General features: G+C 71.1%; 18 protein-coding genes and 2 pseudogenes. 11 read left to right on the top strand and 9 right to left on the bottom strand.

Features of this window, described 5'->3' with window-relative positions; translation table 11 throughout:
* The first annotated feature begins 4 nt into the window (after positions 1-4).
* On the top strand, positions 5-472 hold the full coding sequence (gene soxR / locus IF99_RS0105090) for a redox-sensitive transcriptional activator SoxR (protein WP_030995118.1): 468 nt from the start codon (positions 5-7) through the stop codon (positions 470-472).
* A gap of 240 nt (positions 473-712) precedes the next feature.
* On the opposite strand, the gene IF99_RS0105095 is transcribed toward soxR, so the two are convergent.
* Together IF99_RS0105095 and IF99_RS0105100 are read right to left on the bottom strand one after the other, a co-directional pair.
* Complete coding sequence (locus IF99_RS0105095; protein ID WP_051703376.1) at positions 713-1621, bottom strand: LLM class flavin-dependent oxidoreductase; 909 nt, start codon at positions 1619-1621, stop codon at positions 713-715.
* Positions 1622-1755: 134 nt separating this feature from the next.
* Entirely contained in the window at positions 1756-2493 is a 738-nt protein-coding gene (locus IF99_RS0105100; RefSeq protein ID WP_030995120.1) for an SDR family oxidoreductase, read from the bottom strand.
* A 126-nt stretch (positions 2494-2619) separates the two neighbouring features.
* On the opposite strand from IF99_RS0105100, the gene IF99_RS0105105 reads away from it, so the two are divergent.
* From IF99_RS0105105 to IF99_RS0105130, 6 genes and pseudogenes are all read left to right on the top strand, one after another.
* Positions 2620-3084: a MarR family winged helix-turn-helix transcriptional regulator gene (locus IF99_RS0105105; RefSeq protein ID WP_030995121.1), complete on the top strand. Its 465-nt coding sequence runs from the start codon at positions 2620-2622 to the stop codon at positions 3082-3084.
* Between the two features lie 74 nt (positions 3085-3158).
* A pseudogene (locus tag IF99_RS30545) lies at positions 3159-4280 on the top strand (IS630 family transposase).
* Between the two features lie 38 nt (positions 4281-4318).
* Positions 4319-4495, top strand: coding sequence for a hypothetical protein (locus IF99_RS33890; RefSeq protein ID WP_158716579.1), 177 nt, complete (start codon positions 4319-4321; stop codon positions 4493-4495).
* Between the two features lie 107 nt (positions 4496-4602).
* Positions 4603-5040: a GntR family transcriptional regulator gene (locus tag IF99_RS0105120; protein ID WP_030995123.1), complete on the top strand. Its 438-nt coding sequence runs from the start codon at positions 4603-4605 to the stop codon at positions 5038-5040.
* Positions 5033-5974, top strand: a complete 942-nt coding sequence (locus tag IF99_RS0105125) for an ATP-binding cassette domain-containing protein (protein ID WP_030995124.1) — start codon at positions 5033-5035, stop codon at positions 5972-5974. Before IF99_RS0105120 ends, IF99_RS0105125 begins: the two co-directional genes overlap by 8 nt.
* A complete protein-coding gene (locus tag IF99_RS0105130) occupies positions 5971-6957 on the top strand; it encodes an ABC transporter permease (RefSeq protein ID WP_030995125.1) in 987 nt (328 codons plus the stop codon). Before IF99_RS0105125 ends, IF99_RS0105130 begins: the two co-directional genes overlap by 4 nt.
* A gap of 433 nt (positions 6958-7390) precedes the next feature.
* Here the strand turns inward: IF99_RS0105130 and IF99_RS0105135 are convergent.
* Together IF99_RS0105135 and IF99_RS0105140 are read right to left on the bottom strand one after the other, a co-directional pair.
* Positions 7391-7623: pseudogene (locus IF99_RS0105135) on the bottom strand (helix-turn-helix domain-containing protein); the annotation flags it as partial.
* A 111-nt stretch (positions 7624-7734) separates the two neighbouring features.
* On the bottom strand, positions 7735-8193 hold the full coding sequence (locus IF99_RS0105140) for a MarR family winged helix-turn-helix transcriptional regulator (protein WP_030995127.1): 459 nt from the start codon (positions 8191-8193) through the stop codon (positions 7735-7737).
* Between the two features lie 62 nt (positions 8194-8255).
* On the opposite strand from IF99_RS0105140, the gene IF99_RS0105145 reads away from it, so the two are divergent.
* Positions 8256-8624, top strand: a complete 369-nt coding sequence (locus IF99_RS0105145; RefSeq protein ID WP_030995128.1) for a VOC family protein — start codon at positions 8256-8258, stop codon at positions 8622-8624.
* Between the two features lie 137 nt (positions 8625-8761).
* Positions 8762-9160, top strand: a complete 399-nt coding sequence (locus IF99_RS0105150) for a VOC family protein (RefSeq protein WP_030995129.1) — start codon at positions 8762-8764, stop codon at positions 9158-9160.
* A 500-nt stretch (positions 9161-9660) separates the two neighbouring features.
* Here the strand turns inward: IF99_RS0105150 and IF99_RS0105160 are convergent, their stop codons facing one another.
* From IF99_RS0105160 to IF99_RS0105170, 3 genes are all read right to left on the bottom strand, one after another.
* Complete coding sequence (locus IF99_RS0105160; RefSeq protein ID WP_030995130.1) at positions 9661-10515, bottom strand: LLM class flavin-dependent oxidoreductase; 855 nt, start codon at positions 10513-10515, stop codon at positions 9661-9663.
* A gap of 196 nt (positions 10516-10711) precedes the next feature.
* Complete coding sequence (locus IF99_RS0105165; RefSeq protein WP_030995131.1) at positions 10712-11503, bottom strand: SDR family NAD(P)-dependent oxidoreductase; 792 nt, start codon at positions 11501-11503, stop codon at positions 10712-10714.
* Positions 11504-11585: 82 nt separating this feature from the next.
* Entirely contained in the window at positions 11586-12305 is a 720-nt protein-coding gene (locus IF99_RS0105170; RefSeq protein WP_030995132.1) for a hemerythrin domain-containing protein, read from the bottom strand.
* Positions 12306-12542: 237 nt separating this feature from the next.
* Between IF99_RS0105170 and IF99_RS35690 the strand changes: the two genes are divergently transcribed.
* Positions 12543-12758, top strand: coding sequence for a hypothetical protein (locus tag IF99_RS35690; protein ID WP_420705643.1), 216 nt, complete (start codon positions 12543-12545; stop codon positions 12756-12758).
* Here IF99_RS35690 and IF99_RS0105175 read toward each other — a convergent pair.
* Positions 12660-13151, bottom strand: a complete 492-nt coding sequence (locus IF99_RS0105175) for a YbaK/EbsC family protein (RefSeq protein WP_030995133.1) — start codon at positions 13149-13151, stop codon at positions 12660-12662. The two genes, IF99_RS35690 and IF99_RS0105175, sit on opposite strands and share 99 nt — an antisense overlap.
* 121 nt (positions 13152-13272) lie before the next feature.
* On the opposite strand from IF99_RS0105175, the gene IF99_RS0105180 reads away from it, so the two are divergent.
* Positions 13273-13791, top strand: a complete 519-nt coding sequence (locus IF99_RS0105180) for a helix-turn-helix domain-containing protein (protein ID WP_030995134.1) — start codon at positions 13273-13275, stop codon at positions 13789-13791.
* A gap of 304 nt (positions 13792-14095) precedes the next feature.
* Here IF99_RS0105180 and IF99_RS0105185 read toward each other — a convergent pair whose 3' ends face one another.
* Positions 14096-14683, bottom strand: coding sequence for a hypothetical protein (locus tag IF99_RS0105185; protein WP_030995135.1), 588 nt, complete (start codon positions 14681-14683; stop codon positions 14096-14098).
* Between the last annotated feature and the right edge of the window lie 39 nt (positions 14684-14722).

Here is a 14722-nt window from a genome sequence, read left to right on the forward strand (position 1 = left end):
CCGGGTGCCGCAGATCCCGGAAACCGTGCAAGAACTCAGCGTCGGGCAGCTCTCCGCGCGCAGCGGGGCCGCCGTCTCCGCGCTCCACTTCTACGAGACCAAGGGGCTCATCACGAGCCGCCGCACCTCGGGCAACCAGCGCCGCTACTCGCGCGACACCCTCCGCAGGGTCGCCTTCGTCCGCGCGGCGCAGCGCGTCGGCATCCCCCTCGCCACGATCCGCGAGGCGCTCGCCGACCTCCCCGAGGAGCGCACCCCGACGGAGGAGGACTGGGCCCGCCTCTCGGAACGCTGGCGCACCGAACTGGACGACCGCATCCGCCGCCTCCAGCTCCTGCGCGACCACCTCAGCGGCTGCATCGGCTGCGGCTGCCTGTCCCTGGAGACCTGCGTGCTCTCCAACCCGAACGACGTCTACGGCGAGCGGGGTGCCGGGTCCCAGCTGCTGCGGACGCGGCGGGAGGGGAAGTAGCGCGAGGGGGGCGGGCGAGGGGTGCGCGCGACGCGCTTTCGTCGCCCCGGCGCCACGCTGATCCCCGCCCCGCCGGGCAGGAGGGGGCCGTGTCTCTCTGCCCTGCCCGCGCCCCCCTGTGCGGGCAACTCCCCCTGTCGCGGCGCCTTCCGCCCCCCGTGAGGCGGGCGGCGAACGCGGCGGGCTCTCGCCGGTCAGGGCGGAGGCGACGAGGTGGCCCCCTTCGGCGTCGTCATTCCTTCACCGTGAGCCGTCCGGCCCCCCGGTGGTGCGGTCCGGGGAGGCGAGCCTGTCCCCGAGGACGTCGGCGAGCAGGTCGATCTGCCGCGGGTCGGTGGCATTGCCCACGAAGACGAGTTCGTCGAGTCCGGCCGCTTCGTAGGCGGTGACGACGGCGTGGACCGCGTCGGCGGTGGTGGCCGCTGTGTCGATGACGGTCCGGACGTAGTCGGGGCCGGCGAAGGCGTAGTAGTCGGTGACGGCGCGGGCGAGGGACGGGCGCGCGTGGTCGCCGAGGGCGAACATCGCCGTGGCCCTGATGCGTGGACGTCCTTGCCTCCCGGCCTCCTTCCAGCGGTGGTGGAGGCGGGTGGCGAACGCGAGGAACTCCTCGATGTCTCCGTCGGTCCCGGCGATCCACCCCGTGCCGTGGGAGGCGACACGCCGCAGCGTCGCCTGGGAGGTGCCGCCGAACCACAGCGGCGGCCCGCCGGGGGTGACCGGCGCCGGACCCACCTCCTCCTCGCCCCGCCAGATGGCGGTGACGCGTTCCACCAGCGCGTCCAGGGCACGCCCGCGCGTACGGAAGTCCAGGTGGCTCGCCCGGTAGTCGTCCTCGCGGGCTCCGGGGGCGAGGCCGAGATGCAGCCGACCGGCGCCCGCGATCCGGTCCAAGGTCGCCGCGGCCTTGGCGAACAACGCGGGGTTGGCGTGCAGCGGGGCCAGCAGCACGCTGGTGACCAACCGGATGCGTTCGGTCGCCCCGGCTGCCGCCGCCAGTGTGATCAGGGGATCGGGGGTGGACCAGGCCAGGCGGTCACTGGCGATCAGCGAGGCGAACCCCCGCTCCTCGGCCCGCCGCGCCCACGTCAGCAACGTGCGCTCCTCGACCCCGGTGACGTGCCCCGGCAGCCCTACGCCTATCTCCATGTGCCGCGCCTCTTCCTCGATGACGGCCGGGGTGGCGCGCGCCTTCCACCGCTGCCGCCTGTGTTGCGTCGGCGCGGTGGAAGGCGGCGGCCTCCGGCCTCCTTGACGTGGGTGGGGGGATTCCCGCTTCCGGCTCAGTTCTTGAGCGTGCCGCCGTACTCCTCCGGGACGAGGTCGGCCTGCGCGGCGCCGCTCCTGATCAGTTCGAGGATCGTGTCGGCGGCGCCCTCCGGCGACTGGGGCACCAGGCCGCTGTTGCCCTCCATCTCCAGCGCGCCCGCGACGTCGCCGCGCACCGTCCTGGCGAACTCGGTCTCGGTGATCGCCGGGAACATCATCGACACGGCGATGTTGTCGGCGGCGAGTTCGGCGCGGGCGACAGCCGAGAGCTTGGCGAGGGCGGCCTTGGAGGCGGAGTACGCGCCGGAGCCGGGCAGCGACGACCAGATGATCCCGGAGCCCACGTTCACGATGGCCCCGGCCCCCTGCCCGCGCATGTGCGGGAGGACCGCCTGCGTCACGGTCAGGGGAGCGATCACGTTGAGTTCGAGGACGGCCCGGAAGTCCGCGAGGTCGATGGCCTCGACGGTCGCCTGCAAGCCCTGCCCCGCGTTGTTCACCAGGACATCGATCCGCCCGAACTTCCCGATCGCGGCCTCGACGGCCGCCGTGACCTGGGCCTGGTCCGTCACGTCGCACGGCACGGCCAGGGCCGAGGACTCGCCGAGTTCCTCGGCGAGCTGCCGGATGCGCTCCTCGCGGCGGGCGAGGAGCGCCACCCGGGCACCGGCACGGGAGGCGGCGCGGGCGGTGGCCGCTCCGATGCCCGACGACGCTCCGGTCACGACTACGACGGCTCCGCTGATGTCCATGGGGGTTCCTCATCCATGAGTCGGTGGACTGCCTGAACGACGCCGCGGCCATCGAGGCGCGGGGCGTCCGCTGTTCAATGCTATCAAGTGACAGCTATCAGGCAATAGGAAAGGTATCCTCATGGCATGAGTGATGTCGAAGCCGCCGGCCTCCATGAGCTGGCCGACCTGGTCTTCGCCGTGGGACGGCAGCTTCGGCCGCCCGCGGACCCCGCCTTCGAGCCGTGCACGCCGATCGAGATCGGCGTCATGCGGTTCATCCACAACCATCCCGGCACGTCCGCGCGCGCCGCGGCGGAGGCGACCCTGCTTCCGTCCAGCAACTTCAGCCGGGTGCTGCGCGGCCTGGAGAAGCGGGGGCTCGTGGACCGCGTCGTGGACGACCGCAACGCGCGGGGCGTGCGCCTCTATCCCACCGAGAAGGCCCACCGCAATCAGCGGATCCTCCGCGACAACTGGGACCGGACCCTCCGGGGCATCATCGACGACCCCGCCACCCTCGCGACCGTCAACGCCGCCCTCCGGCGCATCGAGGACGAACTCATCGCCCGGCGCGCGGGAGCGGACGCCGGGGGCGCGTCGACCGGCTAGTGCTCTGACCGCATAGGTTCGCCGGGGTGGCGGTTGGATGTGGGGTGACGTCCGATCCGACCGCTGGAGGCGCGGTGGCCGAGCCTGTCCGTGTGCGCAGACTGACCGACCAGGAAGGGCAGCAGCTGCAGCAGATCGTGCGCCGGGGCAGGACGAGTTCGGTGCGCTACCGGCGTGCGATGATGCTGCTGGCCTCGGCCGGCGGGAACCGGGTGCCAGTGATCGCGCAGCTGGTGCAGGCCGACGAGGGCACCGTCCGGGACGTGATCCACCGGTTCAACGAGATCGGTCCTGCCTGCCTGGACCCTCGATGGGCGGGAGGCTGTCCCCGCCAACTCAGCCCTGATGACGAGGACTTCGTCGTTCAGATGGCCACCACCCGCCCCACCAAGCTCGGCCGGCCTTTCAGCCGCTGGTCACTGCGCAAACTCGTCGCCTGCCTGCGGAAAGTCCACGGCCGGGTGATCCGCATCGGCCGCGAGACGTTACGCGTCCCGCTCGCCCGCCACGGTGTCACCTTCCAGCGCACCAAGACCTGGAAGGAGTCCCCCGATCCGGAACGCGAGGCGAAGCTGGACGGGATCGAAAAGGTACTCGACCGCTTCCCGGACCGGGCGTTCGCCTTCGACGAGTCCGGCCCGCTCGGCATCCGGCCCACCGCAGGATCCGGCTGGGCCACGCGGAAGCATCCCGACCGGGTGCCGGCCACCTGCCACCGCACCCACGGGGTGCGCTACTTCCGCGGATGCCACTCGGTCGGCGACGACCGTCTGTGGGGCGTCAACCGCCGCAGGAAAGGTGCCGCGAACACGCGGGCCGCGCTGAAATCGATCCGCGCCGCCCGCCCGGACGGCGCACCGATCTACGTCATCCTCGACAACCTGTCCGCCCACAAGGGCACCGACATCCGCGGCTGAGCGAAGAAGAACAAGGTCGAGTTGTGCTTCACCCCGACCTACGCCTCTTGGGCCAACCCGATCGAAGCCCACTTCGGACCACTGAGGCAGTTCACCATCGCCAACTCCCACCACCCCAACCACGCCGTGCAGACCCGGGCGGTGCACGCCTACCTGCGCTGGCGCAACGCCGACACCCGCCACCCCGACGTCCTGCCCGCCGAACGTAAAGAACGCGCCCGCATCCGCAGCGAGAAAGGCACCCGCTGGGGCGGACGCTCCCTCGTCGCTGCGGCCTGAACAACCCGGCGAACCTATGCGGTCAGAGCACCAGTGTGATGTCACGATCACCGTACAGCACCGATCACGCGACCCACCATCTCGCGCAGCAACCCTGCAGCAACCCCGCCTCCACGAACGGCACTTCGGGCGCCAGCGCCGACTTCTGCTTCAACGGCCAGGTCAACGCGCGCACCCTCGCGACGCGTGCGGCGTCGAAGTGGACGCCGACGTGACCGAGGCCGCGACCGGCGGCCGAAATCCTGCCCAGGAAGCCCCTCCGATTGCCGTTGACAACCACCCGCGCCCCCCTCCATCATCATTCCACTAATCAAGTAGCGAAATGGTGGTGGTAGTCATGGAGTTCCGCATCGACAGGCGGAACGGAGTCCCCGCCTTCCAGCAGATCGTGCAGCAGACCAAGCAGGCTCTGCGGCTGGGCGTACTGGTGCCGGGCGACCGGCTGCCGACCGCCAAGGACGTCGCCGAGGTCAGCGCGGTCAACCCGAACACCACCCTCAAGGCGTACCGCGAGCTGGAGCGTGAGGGCCTGGTCGAACCGCGACCCGGCAAGGGCACGTTCGTACGCCGCACACTGGCCCGCCCCTCAGCAAGCACCGACTCACCGCTGTACGGGGAGCTGGTGGCGTGGGTGTCCCGGGCGGCCGGGGCGGGCCTGGAGCAGGAGGACGTGGCCGCGCTGGTCGCGTCGGCCATGGAGAAGCAGTACGCCGCCGGTACGGAGACGGCGGCCACGACAACTAGGAGCACTGGTGAGTAACGGTATGTACGCGGGAGACTCGGCGGTTGAGGCGCACGGCCTGGGGATGCGCTACCGGCGGGGATGGGCACTGAAGGACTGTTCCTTCCGGCTCCCGGCGGGACGGATCTGCGGGCTGGTCGGTCCCAACGGGGCGGGCAAGACCACGCTGCTGAGCATCATGGCCCACGTACTGGAACCGACGGAGGGCACGCTCAGTGTGTTCGGCGCGGCACCGGGCTCGGTGGACTCGGGGTGCACCTCGTTCCTCACCCAGGAGAAGCCCCTGTTCCGCGGGTTCAGCGTGGCGGAGACCCTGAGGCTGGGGCAGGAACTGAACCCGGGCTGGGACCAGCGCACCGCCGAGGACATCGTCCGCGCGGGCGATGTGCCCTTCGACGCGAAGATCGGCACCCTCTCCGGCGGCCAGCGCACCCGCGTCGCCCTCGCCCTAGCCGTCGGCAAGCGGCCCGACCTGCTGCTGCTCGACGAGCCGATGTCGGACCTCGACCCGGTCGCGCGTAAAGAACTGACAGGCACCCTCCTCGCCGAGGCTGCCGAGCACGGCACCACCGTCCTGATGTCCACCCACGTCCTGGCCGAACTGGAGAACGTGTGCGACTACCTCGTCGTCCTCTCCGGCGGCGGAGTACGCCTCGCCGGTGACGTGGACGAGCTGCTGTCCGTACACACCATGGTCGCCGGCGCCAAGGAGGGCGAGGACCTGCCCGCCTCCCTCGCGCACCACCCCCTCGTCGAGTCCCGGATCAGCGGACGGCAGTTCACCGCCCTGATCCGCTCCGATAGCCCGGCCACCGGCCCCTGGGAGACGGACAAGCCGAGCATGGAAGAACTCCTGCTCGCCTATCTCCGCTCACCCGACGCGCTCCCTCTGATCACCCCCACCGCCCAGGCCCAGGACCAGGCGTACAACATCCGGACGGTGGCAGCATGAGCTCTCTCGCCAGCACCTCGACGACGACCAAGTCCGGGGCCCCGGGCACCACCGGCACCGGCCGGCTCCCTCAGCTCCGCCAGCCCCTCAACGGCATGACCTGGCTGGTCTGGCGCCAGCACCGCGCCGTGTTCTGGGCCGTCCTCGGCGCCTCCGCGCTCGCCGTGGCGTTCATCGTCTTCCAGCGTTCCCAGCTGCATACCGCCGGGTACGACCCCACGTCCACGGGACTCCGGCTGATGCCGATCCTGCTCGGCGTCCTCCTCGGTGCCCCGCTGTTCACCGGCGACCTGGAGAACGGCACCGCCAAGCTCGTCGCCACCCAGTCCATGAGCCGGACCCGCTGGCTGACCACGAAACTGGCCCTGACCGCACTGGTGGTCGTGGTGAGCACGGTCGCGCTGTCGGTCGCGTTCGGGTGGTGGTGGAACCTCTACGACAAGTCCACGAGCGCGGAGTGGACCTCCGGAGCCACCTTCAACAACACGGGACCCGTGCCCGTCGCCCTCGCCCTCTTCTCCGTCTTCGGCGGGGTGGCGATCGGCGTGGTGCTGCGCCGCACGCTGGTGGCCATGGTGGTCACCCTCGGTTTCACCGTCGTCGTCCAGATTGTCTGGTCCCACTTCCTTGCGCACTTCCTGCTGTCGCTCGCCAACGTCGTCACGATCACGACGAACAAGGGCGTCACGTTCGAAGGCGTGATGCCGACGTTGCCCCCGGGCGCGCACCAGGTGAACTGGTCGAACCCCCCGTACATCACCGGCGACGGGGAACTCCTCGGCTGGGGTACCTGTAATGAAGTGCAGACGGAACAGGCGCATGACCTGTGCATGAAGAAGGCCGATGTCGTGGGCTGGTCGGTCGATTACCTGCCGATCTCCCAGATGAACGGCCTGCAGTGGTTCGGCGCGTCGATCCTGCTGGCCCTGACGGCCGCCGTCACGGTGTTCCTCTTCTTCTGGGGCCGTAAGCGCCTCGTCTGAGACCCGCCCCCGGTCTGTGCGGGAGCTCGGACGGCTCGGGCGTCTCGAGAGGTCACCGTGTGGTCGGCTCGCACCACCAGCACCAGCGAGTCGTCAAGGCAAAGGGCGTTGACGCTCGACGGCGCCGGGCATCGCCGCTCTGCACGGAGGCATCGTGGCCAGGCAGAGCAGAGGCGTTCGCCCGGCGCCCACGAGCGGCAACGCCTCGCCTTACGGTGGTGACCGCGAGGACGCCGAACGCCACCGCTCTGTTGTGAGACGTCGAGGCCAGGGCCTCTTGAGGCGTCCGTCCGACAGCCCATGCGACCACCACCATGACCATCGGGGCCCACACCCCTCCCCTGTGAGGCCTCAACGGCCAGGGTCCGGAAAGGCGTCGCAGCCCTCAGTCTGGCGCGAGTGTGGTCCCCGCTACTGGCGCTGTTAACAAGGGCTTAGGGTCCAGGCAGGCCAGGCCGATCTCGTTGAACCGGTGGATCACATCCCGGACGGTGTCCTCACCGGCCCGCACCAGCTGGGCAACCACCGGCACCCGGTTGCCGCCCGCCGAGGCAAGCAGCAGCATCGCCCGCCGGTAGCGCACCGAACTCGTGCTGCCCCGGCGCACGATCTGCTGCAGCTTCTGCCCCTCCTGGTCGGTCAGCGCACACGGACAGGCTCGGCCACCGCACCTCCAGCGGTCGGCACTGACATCACCCCACATCCAACCGCCACGACCACCGACCCGGCGAACCTATACGGTCACAGCACTGGAACGCGCCGGCGGGGGAGTGTGCGTCAGCCGTCCTCGTCGCGGGCCCGCAGGGAGTGGACCATGCTCCTCAGGGCCCGGAACGCGTCCGCTTGCTCGTCGTCGGTCATGCCGGCGAGCATCCTGGCCTCGACGGCGCGGACCGCGACGGTCGCCTTCGCCAAGCTCTTCCGTCCACTGGCCGTGAGCCGCGCCGGCAGGGCCTTCCCGTGCGGCGCCCGCGCGGGCCTGGTCACGTAGCCGTCCCGCTCCAGATTCTGCAGCAGCACGTTCATCGACTGCCGCGTCACGAAGGCGCCGCGCGCGAGCTCCGAGTTCGACAGACCCGGCCGTTGCGCCAGCAGTTCGAGGCACGAGTAGTGCGTCACGGTCATCCCGAGCGGTCGCAGTACCGCCTCCATCGCCGTGCGCAGCGCGCTCGACGCCTCTTTCAGCAGGTAGCCCAGTGACGTGTCCAGGTCGATGCCGGAATCCTTTTGACTCATGTCAGAAGTCTGACATACGGTGGTGCGTGTCAGGCATCTGACACGAACGAAGGAGTACCGCCATGCCCGCCACAGGCCCCGACTTCATCTCGCTCCAGGTACGCGACCTGGACGCCTCGCAGGCGTTCTACGAGCAGTACCTCGGCCTCGTCCGCTCGCAGGCCGGGCCCCCGCACGCCGTCGTCTTCGAGACGAAGCCGATCGCGTTCGCCCTCCGCGACCTCGTGCCCGGCACGGATCTCGACGCCGTTCCCCAGCCCGGCCTCGGGACGGCGATCTGGCTCCACGCCACCGGTGTCCAGGCCATCCACGACGCCCTCGCCGCCGACGGCCACCCCATCACCTCCGCGCCGGTCGACGGACCCTTCGGCCGCACCTTCACCTTCGCCGACCCCGACGGGTACCGGATCACCCTCCACGACCGCGCCTGACCCTCCCGCCCCGGCGGGAGGCCCGCGGCCGGCCCGCGCGGCGTGTGGCCTGGCGGAGCCGCGGCGGCGGGGGCAGAGTGGACGTGCCCGCGAGCCTCCGCCGCGCGGGTGCGCCCCCGCCCGTCACAGGAGCCCCCATGACCCCCGGCATCCCGCCCGCCCGTCCCCCGCGGCCCCCGCTGTTCCTCAGCGGCGTCGTGCTCGACGCGCCCGACCCGCAGGCACTCGCCGGGTTCTACCAGCGCCTGCTGGGCTGGCCGCTGACGCAGCAGGAGGAGGGCTGGGCGAAGCTCGTCCCCGAGGGCGGCGGCACGGGGATCTCCTTCCAGGCCGAGCCCGCCTACACCCCGCCCGTGTGGCCCGCCGAACCCGGGGCCCAGCAGATGCAGGTCCATCTCGACTTCCAGGTCGACGACCTGGACGCCGCCGAGGCGCACGCGGTCTCCTGCGGCGCCCGCCTCGCCCCGCACCAGCCGGAGGACGACGTCCGGGTGCTTATCGACCCGGTCGGCCACCCGTTCTGCGTGTTCCTCTAGGGTTTGCCCGGTCGATCATGCGCGGAGCCGGATGAGGGCTGCGGCGGTCGCGGTCCCGAGGAAGACGTAGCCGCCGCGTTTGTCGTAGTGGGTGGCCACCGCTCCGGCTGCTTGAGCCGGTTGCTGACCGGCAGGAACACCGCAGCCGTTCCCACTCGGCATCTGTCAGCCAGGGCGCCGCGGTTCCGACCGCGGCGAGCCCAAGGGCGTCATCGATGCGCTCCCGGCCCTCGGCCTTGTACAGGTGCCCCTCGTGGACCTTCGTTGCGCTGCCAGTCGCGCGCGGAAGCCGAGCCGAGAGCAGGGTGGGAGGCCGGCCAGTGGCCGGCCTCCCACAGCTCACCCAGCGAGAGGACAGAACCTATGTCCCACAGGCGGCGGGCCACGACGCGCGCTCATCCGCGAAGAAGCCGGACATCCGCGCGAGGACGTGCCGGGCGCGGGAGTCCTGCGCCGTGGTGGGAACCATCCGGGCACTGTAGGGAATCGCGGTCCCGGCGTCAGAGGACGACATCGGCGACGCGGTGAAGTTCGTCGATGTCGTCGCTGGTCGGGTTGAGGATCAGCTCATCCGCTCCGATGGCCTCGAACTCGCCGACGGTCTTCTTGATCGACTCCGCCCCTCCGCTCACCGCGGACGCGATGAAACCGGCGGTCTCCGCTCCCGCGGTGGAGTAGTAGTCGTAGACGTTCGCGCGGCCGCCCTCGGTATCCGCGACGGCGTAGTAGGCGATGGCGACCAAGTACGGAGAGCCCTCGCGTCCGGCCTCCTTCCATGCCGCGCGCACGCCGTCGAAGGCGCCGGCGATCATGTTTGCCGGTACCGAAGCGCCGACGTAACCGCGGCCGGAGCGCGCCACCCGGTTGTACGAGGCCTGGACCATGCCGCCGAAGAGCAGAGGCACCTCACGGCTGCCCCGGGGCACCAGCGGGTTGTCGCAGCCGGCGGGGGTCTCGCCGCGCCACACGCTCTTGTAGGTCTCGATGTCGCGGTCGAGCCGCTTACCTGTGCCGCGCGGGCCCAGGCCCTCCACGACGAAGTCGTCGGGCCGCCCTCCCAGGCCGATGCCGAGGGTGAGACGGCCGCCCGAGACACCGTCGATGCTCTGCGCCTCCTTGGCCAGGAGGTGGGCGGGCCACACCGGGCCGAGCAGGACGTTGCTGATGAGCCCGATCCTGCTGGTGGCGCCTGCCGCCGCCGCGAGCGCGACCGTGTCCATGACCCCCGGGTAGGCGATACGGCCCACGCTGCCCAGGGTGGAGAAACCCGCCTCCTCGGCGCGCCGTGCCCATTCCGGAATGACGTCCGCTTTCACATCGCGTATTTGATTGGGGATCCCGATACCGATCTTCATGGGCTGTGCTCCTTCTATGAGGGGTGAATGGGTCGGACGGCCATGCACTCCCCACGGGGATCGCCCTCGCGAAGCATGCTGCTCCGCCGGTGACTCGGGCGTGCTGAGCGGTGGGGGTGCGAGACGTCCGGTGAGCCCGGGGCGCCGGCGGAGAACGGCGGCGCGGCGTGCCCGGACTCACGGATCTCTGCGTGCCCTACGGATGCCCCCCGTCGAGGGGCAGGTCGATCCCGTTGGCCAGCCGGTTCTCCAGCAGGAACCGGCAGGCGTCGACGACGTCGGCCATGCGGCCGAGTTCACCGGTCAGCGTCTGCGCCCGGAACGTGGCCAGAGTGCCGCTCAGTTCCGCCTTGCCTTGCCAGAACGGGCTGTCGCCGATCGGCCCGGGGTGGATCGCGTTCACCCGCACCGGCGCCAGCTCGGTGCTCAGTGTCCGCACCATCCCGGTCACGGCGGCGTTGACGGCCGTCAGGGTCGTCGAGCCGGGGTACGGGTAATCCTTGGCGCCACCGCCGAACAGCAGCACCGCCGCGTCCGGTGCCAGGCGTTCCGCGAGAGCGGATACGACGGCCGTGTACCCGACGATCTTGGTCACGGCCAACGTGCCGGCGGCCGCTATGTCGAAGCCGGACAGAGTGTTTCTGTCGCGGACCATCCCGGCCAGGACGAGCCGGTCGAGCCGCTCGACCGGAGCGAGCGCCGCGGCCACGGTCTCCGGGCGGCTGAGGTCAAGTGCCAGGCCGGTGGCCGTGCCGGGCGAGGGCCGGCCCTCGCCCGTGGTGAGGGCCGGTGGACGGCCGGGCGCGGTCGGGGTGGTCTGAGCGGCTTTCCATGCCTCCGCTGCCTCGGCGGTGAGTTCGGAGGCCACGGTCTCGGCCCGGGTGGCGTCGCGCCCGGTGATGACGACATTCGCGCCGTCGCGCAGGTAAGAGGCGGCCAGTTCGCGGCCGGTGCCCTGGGTGGCGCCGACGATGAGGACATTCGTCAACTCGTGTTCAGCCTTTCATCGAGGTGTGTGGTGCTGCGGTCCGTTTCGCCGAGTCACGTCGGCTGCCCACCCGAAGGAGCCGTCACGCCGCCGCTGCCAGCCGACGCTGGTAGCGGGCGTATTCCTGCGGGCCGCTGACGGCGAGCTGCGCGAACAGATCGGGAGGCAAGGAGGCTTCGAGCACCCCGTACAGCTCCGGATCCAGGTCGTGCAGCAGCATGCCGAAGAACAGGGGGTACTGCTCCGGCCGCAGGCTGGCGATCCCGTGCATCCCCACCTCGCCCCACTCCGGCGCGCTCAGGCACGTGTCGATGAGGACGAGGGCGTCGCTTTCCTCGGCTTTCAGGTGCGCCTCCACGACGGGCGTCAGCTCGCGCAGCGCGTCCACGACGGCTTCGCGGTGCACCGCGTCGGGGTTCGCCCGCCAGGACGCGGCCGCGCCGGTGAGCGTGGCCAGCCCGCGGTCGATCCCGGCGTGGTCGGCCTGCATCGCGGCCAGCACGGGCGCGGCGTCTGCCGGGGCGCGTTCGGCCAGCTTCGGCCAGACGAGCACGTCCTCACCCTCGTGATGGGCGTGCAGGATCAGGGCGACGAAGTCGATGTGGTCGGCGACGACCTCGGCGCGCCCACCGTCCCCCGCCCCTGTGGCCGCGACGTACGCGGGGAGATCCGCCAACTCCCGGCGCAGCATCGCGTGGATGGCGTACATGTCCCGGCTGTCGGCCGGTGCGGCGTTGCCGTCCGGCTCGTGGTGGGCGGCGGGCGCGCTGCCGGGTGCGGAAACGGATTCGGGCTCGATCACGGACGCTCTCCAGTGTCGTCATGGAGCCGGCCGCGGCGGACCGGCCGGTCCGCCGCGCGGGCCTGATGCGCAGGCGCTTGCCCACGATCGACCGTGCTATGCGTCACCCGCCAACTTCCCACGAGCAAAAGGAAATCCGTCGTCAATCCGTAGAGGGAGAACGTGCGCTCACCTCCTTGAGACCGGCCGTGCGAACGGGGGCGGTCCTTCTTCCTGGACGACGCGGACCCGGCGCCGATCGAGTCCGAGCGGCGGTCCCGCAACCGCCTTGGCTACGCGGTCCAGCTGACGACCGTGTGCCGTCCGGGGTGTTCCTGGACGATCAGATCGATCCCTGGGCCGAGGGGCCCCTGGTCACGGCTCGACGGGGAGCAGAAGTCCGCCCGTGAGCCGGAGGAGTTCACCGGCAGTGGTCGGGAAGACCGTCCGCGGCGTCCCGGCGGCAGCCCATAGCTGGGGGTAGTCACTCAGGGCCGCGTCGACCACGGTGGGAAGCGCCTGGGGGTGACCGACCGGAGCCACGCCTCCGATCGCCTGCCCGGTGGCCTGACGCACCTGTTCCGGGGTGGCGCGCCGGAGCTTGCCGCGTCCCCACCGGGCGGCGAGTGCTGCGGTGTCCACCTTGTGCCGGCCGCTGGTCAGGACGAGAACGGGTTCGTCGTCGGAGATGAACACCAGGCTGTTGGCGATTGCGCCCACATCGCACCCCAGGGCCTCCGCGGCCTCGGCGGCCGTGCGCGTCGACTCCGCCAACTCGCGTACCTCACCCCCGATACCGGCCTCGGCGAGGATGCGGGCCACCTCCATACTGCGGACGGGCAGGGACGTGCCTTCCTTGGGCGCCATGTGACTCCTTCATCCAACGTCGCACCATCGTGCGTTCCGTATACGGAACGTTCTGTATGTGGAACGATAGATCCCGCAAGAGGCTTCGATCAACCGGCCTCCACGGAGGGGAAGGGACTTCATGGACCTGGCCACCAGCGTCGGCTTGCGCGTGCGGGAGTTGCGCGAGGCGCAGGGCATGTCACTGTCCGAGCTGGCGCGCAGGTCCAAGATCGGTAAGGGGACGCTCTCCGAACTGGAGAGCGGGCGACGCAACCCCACTCTGGAAACGCTCTACGCTCTGACGACAGCGCTCAAGGTGCCTCTGAGCACCGCTCTGAACGATCTCTCGTCTCCCGCCAAGATCTCCGGCCACGCCGTCGAAGCCGTCCTCATCGAGCGATTCGAGGCCGATACCTCCGTCACGGAGACCTACCGGGTTCGCATCCGCTCCGGAGCGACACAGGAGTCCGCCGCCCATTCCCCGGGCACGACAGAGCACATCATCGTCTTCACCGGCATGGCGCGCGTCGGCGGGCTCACCGATCCTGTCCTGATCGGCCCTGGCACGCACGGCAGTTGGGCCGCAGACGTGCCGCACCTGTATCAGGCACCCGCCGGAGACGTCGAGGCCCTGCTGATCGTGCGCTACCCGCAGTGACGCACCCCCGGCGTCGCCGGGCCGACCGCGGTCGGCGCTTGCCGCCGCCGGGCGCGAGGAGGTTCGTGATCTCGGCGATCGCCCCCGGCGAGGGATGGGCGAACCCGGCGTCCGGGCACACGTCGCGCGGGCGGAGAGCGGTACAGGAAACGCACCACCGTCGAACGGGCCTTCAACCGGCTCAAGCGCGCCAGAACGGTAGCCGCCCGCTGCGACAAACGCGGCTACGTCCTCCTCGGGACCGCGACCGCCGCAGCCCCTCGTCATCCGGCTCCGCGCATGAGCGACCGGACAAAGCCTGGCCTCACACCCCCACCAGCGCGCGTCCCTCCCCCCGCGCGCGCCGCACCGCCGCCGGGCTCAGCGTGGGGAGCGGCACCGTGATGCCGCAGCCCGTGCAGAGCGGCGCCACGTCCTCGCGCCACCGCAGCGCCTCGCTCCCGCACACCGGGCACCGCTCGCCCGGCTCCCGCTCCAGGGCCGCGATGAGCCGCCCGAGCACCTCGGGCAGCGGCGCGTCCGGGTGCGTGCCCGGGTCCGCGCACCACGCGATCCCGAAGCCGCCCCACGTGCGCCGGTGCCAGTCGTCCACCGCGCCCGGGCGGCGCAGCCCGGCCCGCTTCTCGGCCCGCCGCCGGGCCGCGAAGTCCCGCTCGTAGGCGAGCCACACCTCGCGCGCCCGCTCCAGCTCGTCCACCGCGCCCCGCAGCCGCACGGGGTCGGGCGCGCGGTCCTCGGGGCCGAAGCCCCAGTGCGCGCACAAGTGGTCCCACGTGGCCCGGTGCCCGTAAGGGGCGAAGATCTCCAGGCACTTGCGCAGGCTCCAGCGCCGCAGCGCCAAATCCGCCCGCGGGTCGCGGGCCTGTCTCGCGAGACTCCGGAATCCGGCCATCAGCCCTGCACCTCCGTCATCCGTACCGGCACCACTCCC

Source organism: Streptomyces sp. NRRL F-5630 (assembly GCF_000719475.1).
GTDB lineage: Bacteria > Actinomycetota > Actinomycetes > Streptomycetales > Streptomycetaceae > Streptomyces.

Bases quoted from the DNA above. Each gene is read 5' to 3' on its own strand.
- IF99_RS0105105 (WP_030995121.1), top strand. From the start codon at position 2,620: ATGAGTGATGTCGAAGCCGCCGGCCTCCATGAGCTGGCCGACCTGGTC.
- IF99_RS0105120 (WP_030995123.1), top strand. From the start codon at position 4,603: ATGGTGGTGGTAGTCATGGAGTTCCGCATCGACAGGCGGAACGGAGTC.
- IF99_RS0105175 (WP_030995133.1), bottom strand. From the start codon at position 13,151: ATGGCGCCCAAGGAAGGCACGTCCCTGCCCGTCCGCAGTATGGAGGTG.
- IF99_RS0105140 (WP_030995127.1), bottom strand. From the start codon at position 8,193: ATGAGTCAAAAGGATTCCGGCATCGACCTGGACACGTCACTGGGCTAC.
- IF99_RS0105150 (WP_030995129.1), top strand. From the start codon at position 8,762: ATGACCCCCGGCATCCCGCCCGCCCGTCCCCCGCGGCCCCCGCTGTTC.
- IF99_RS0105160 (WP_030995130.1), bottom strand. From the start codon at position 10,515: ATGAAGATCGGTATCGGGATCCCCAATCAAATACGCGATGTGAAAGCG.
- IF99_RS0105095 (WP_051703376.1), bottom strand. From the start codon at position 1,621: ATGGAGATAGGCGTAGGGCTGCCGGGGCACGTCACCGGGGTCGAGGAG.
- IF99_RS0105180 (WP_030995134.1), top strand. From the start codon at position 13,273: ATGGACCTGGCCACCAGCGTCGGCTTGCGCGTGCGGGAGTTGCGCGAG.
- IF99_RS0105100 (WP_030995120.1), bottom strand. From the start codon at position 2,493: ATGGACATCAGCGGAGCCGTCGTAGTCGTGACCGGAGCGTCGTCGGGC.
- IF99_RS0105145 (WP_030995128.1), top strand. From the start codon at position 8,256: ATGCCCGCCACAGGCCCCGACTTCATCTCGCTCCAGGTACGCGACCTG.
- IF99_RS0105185 (WP_030995135.1), bottom strand. From the start codon at position 14,683: ATGGCCGGATTCCGGAGTCTCGCGAGACAGGCCCGCGACCCGCGGGCG.
- IF99_RS0105130 (WP_030995125.1), top strand. From the start codon at position 5,971: ATGAGCTCTCTCGCCAGCACCTCGACGACGACCAAGTCCGGGGCCCCG.
- IF99_RS33890 (WP_158716579.1), top strand. From the start codon at position 4,319: ATGTCACGATCACCGTACAGCACCGATCACGCGACCCACCATCTCGCG.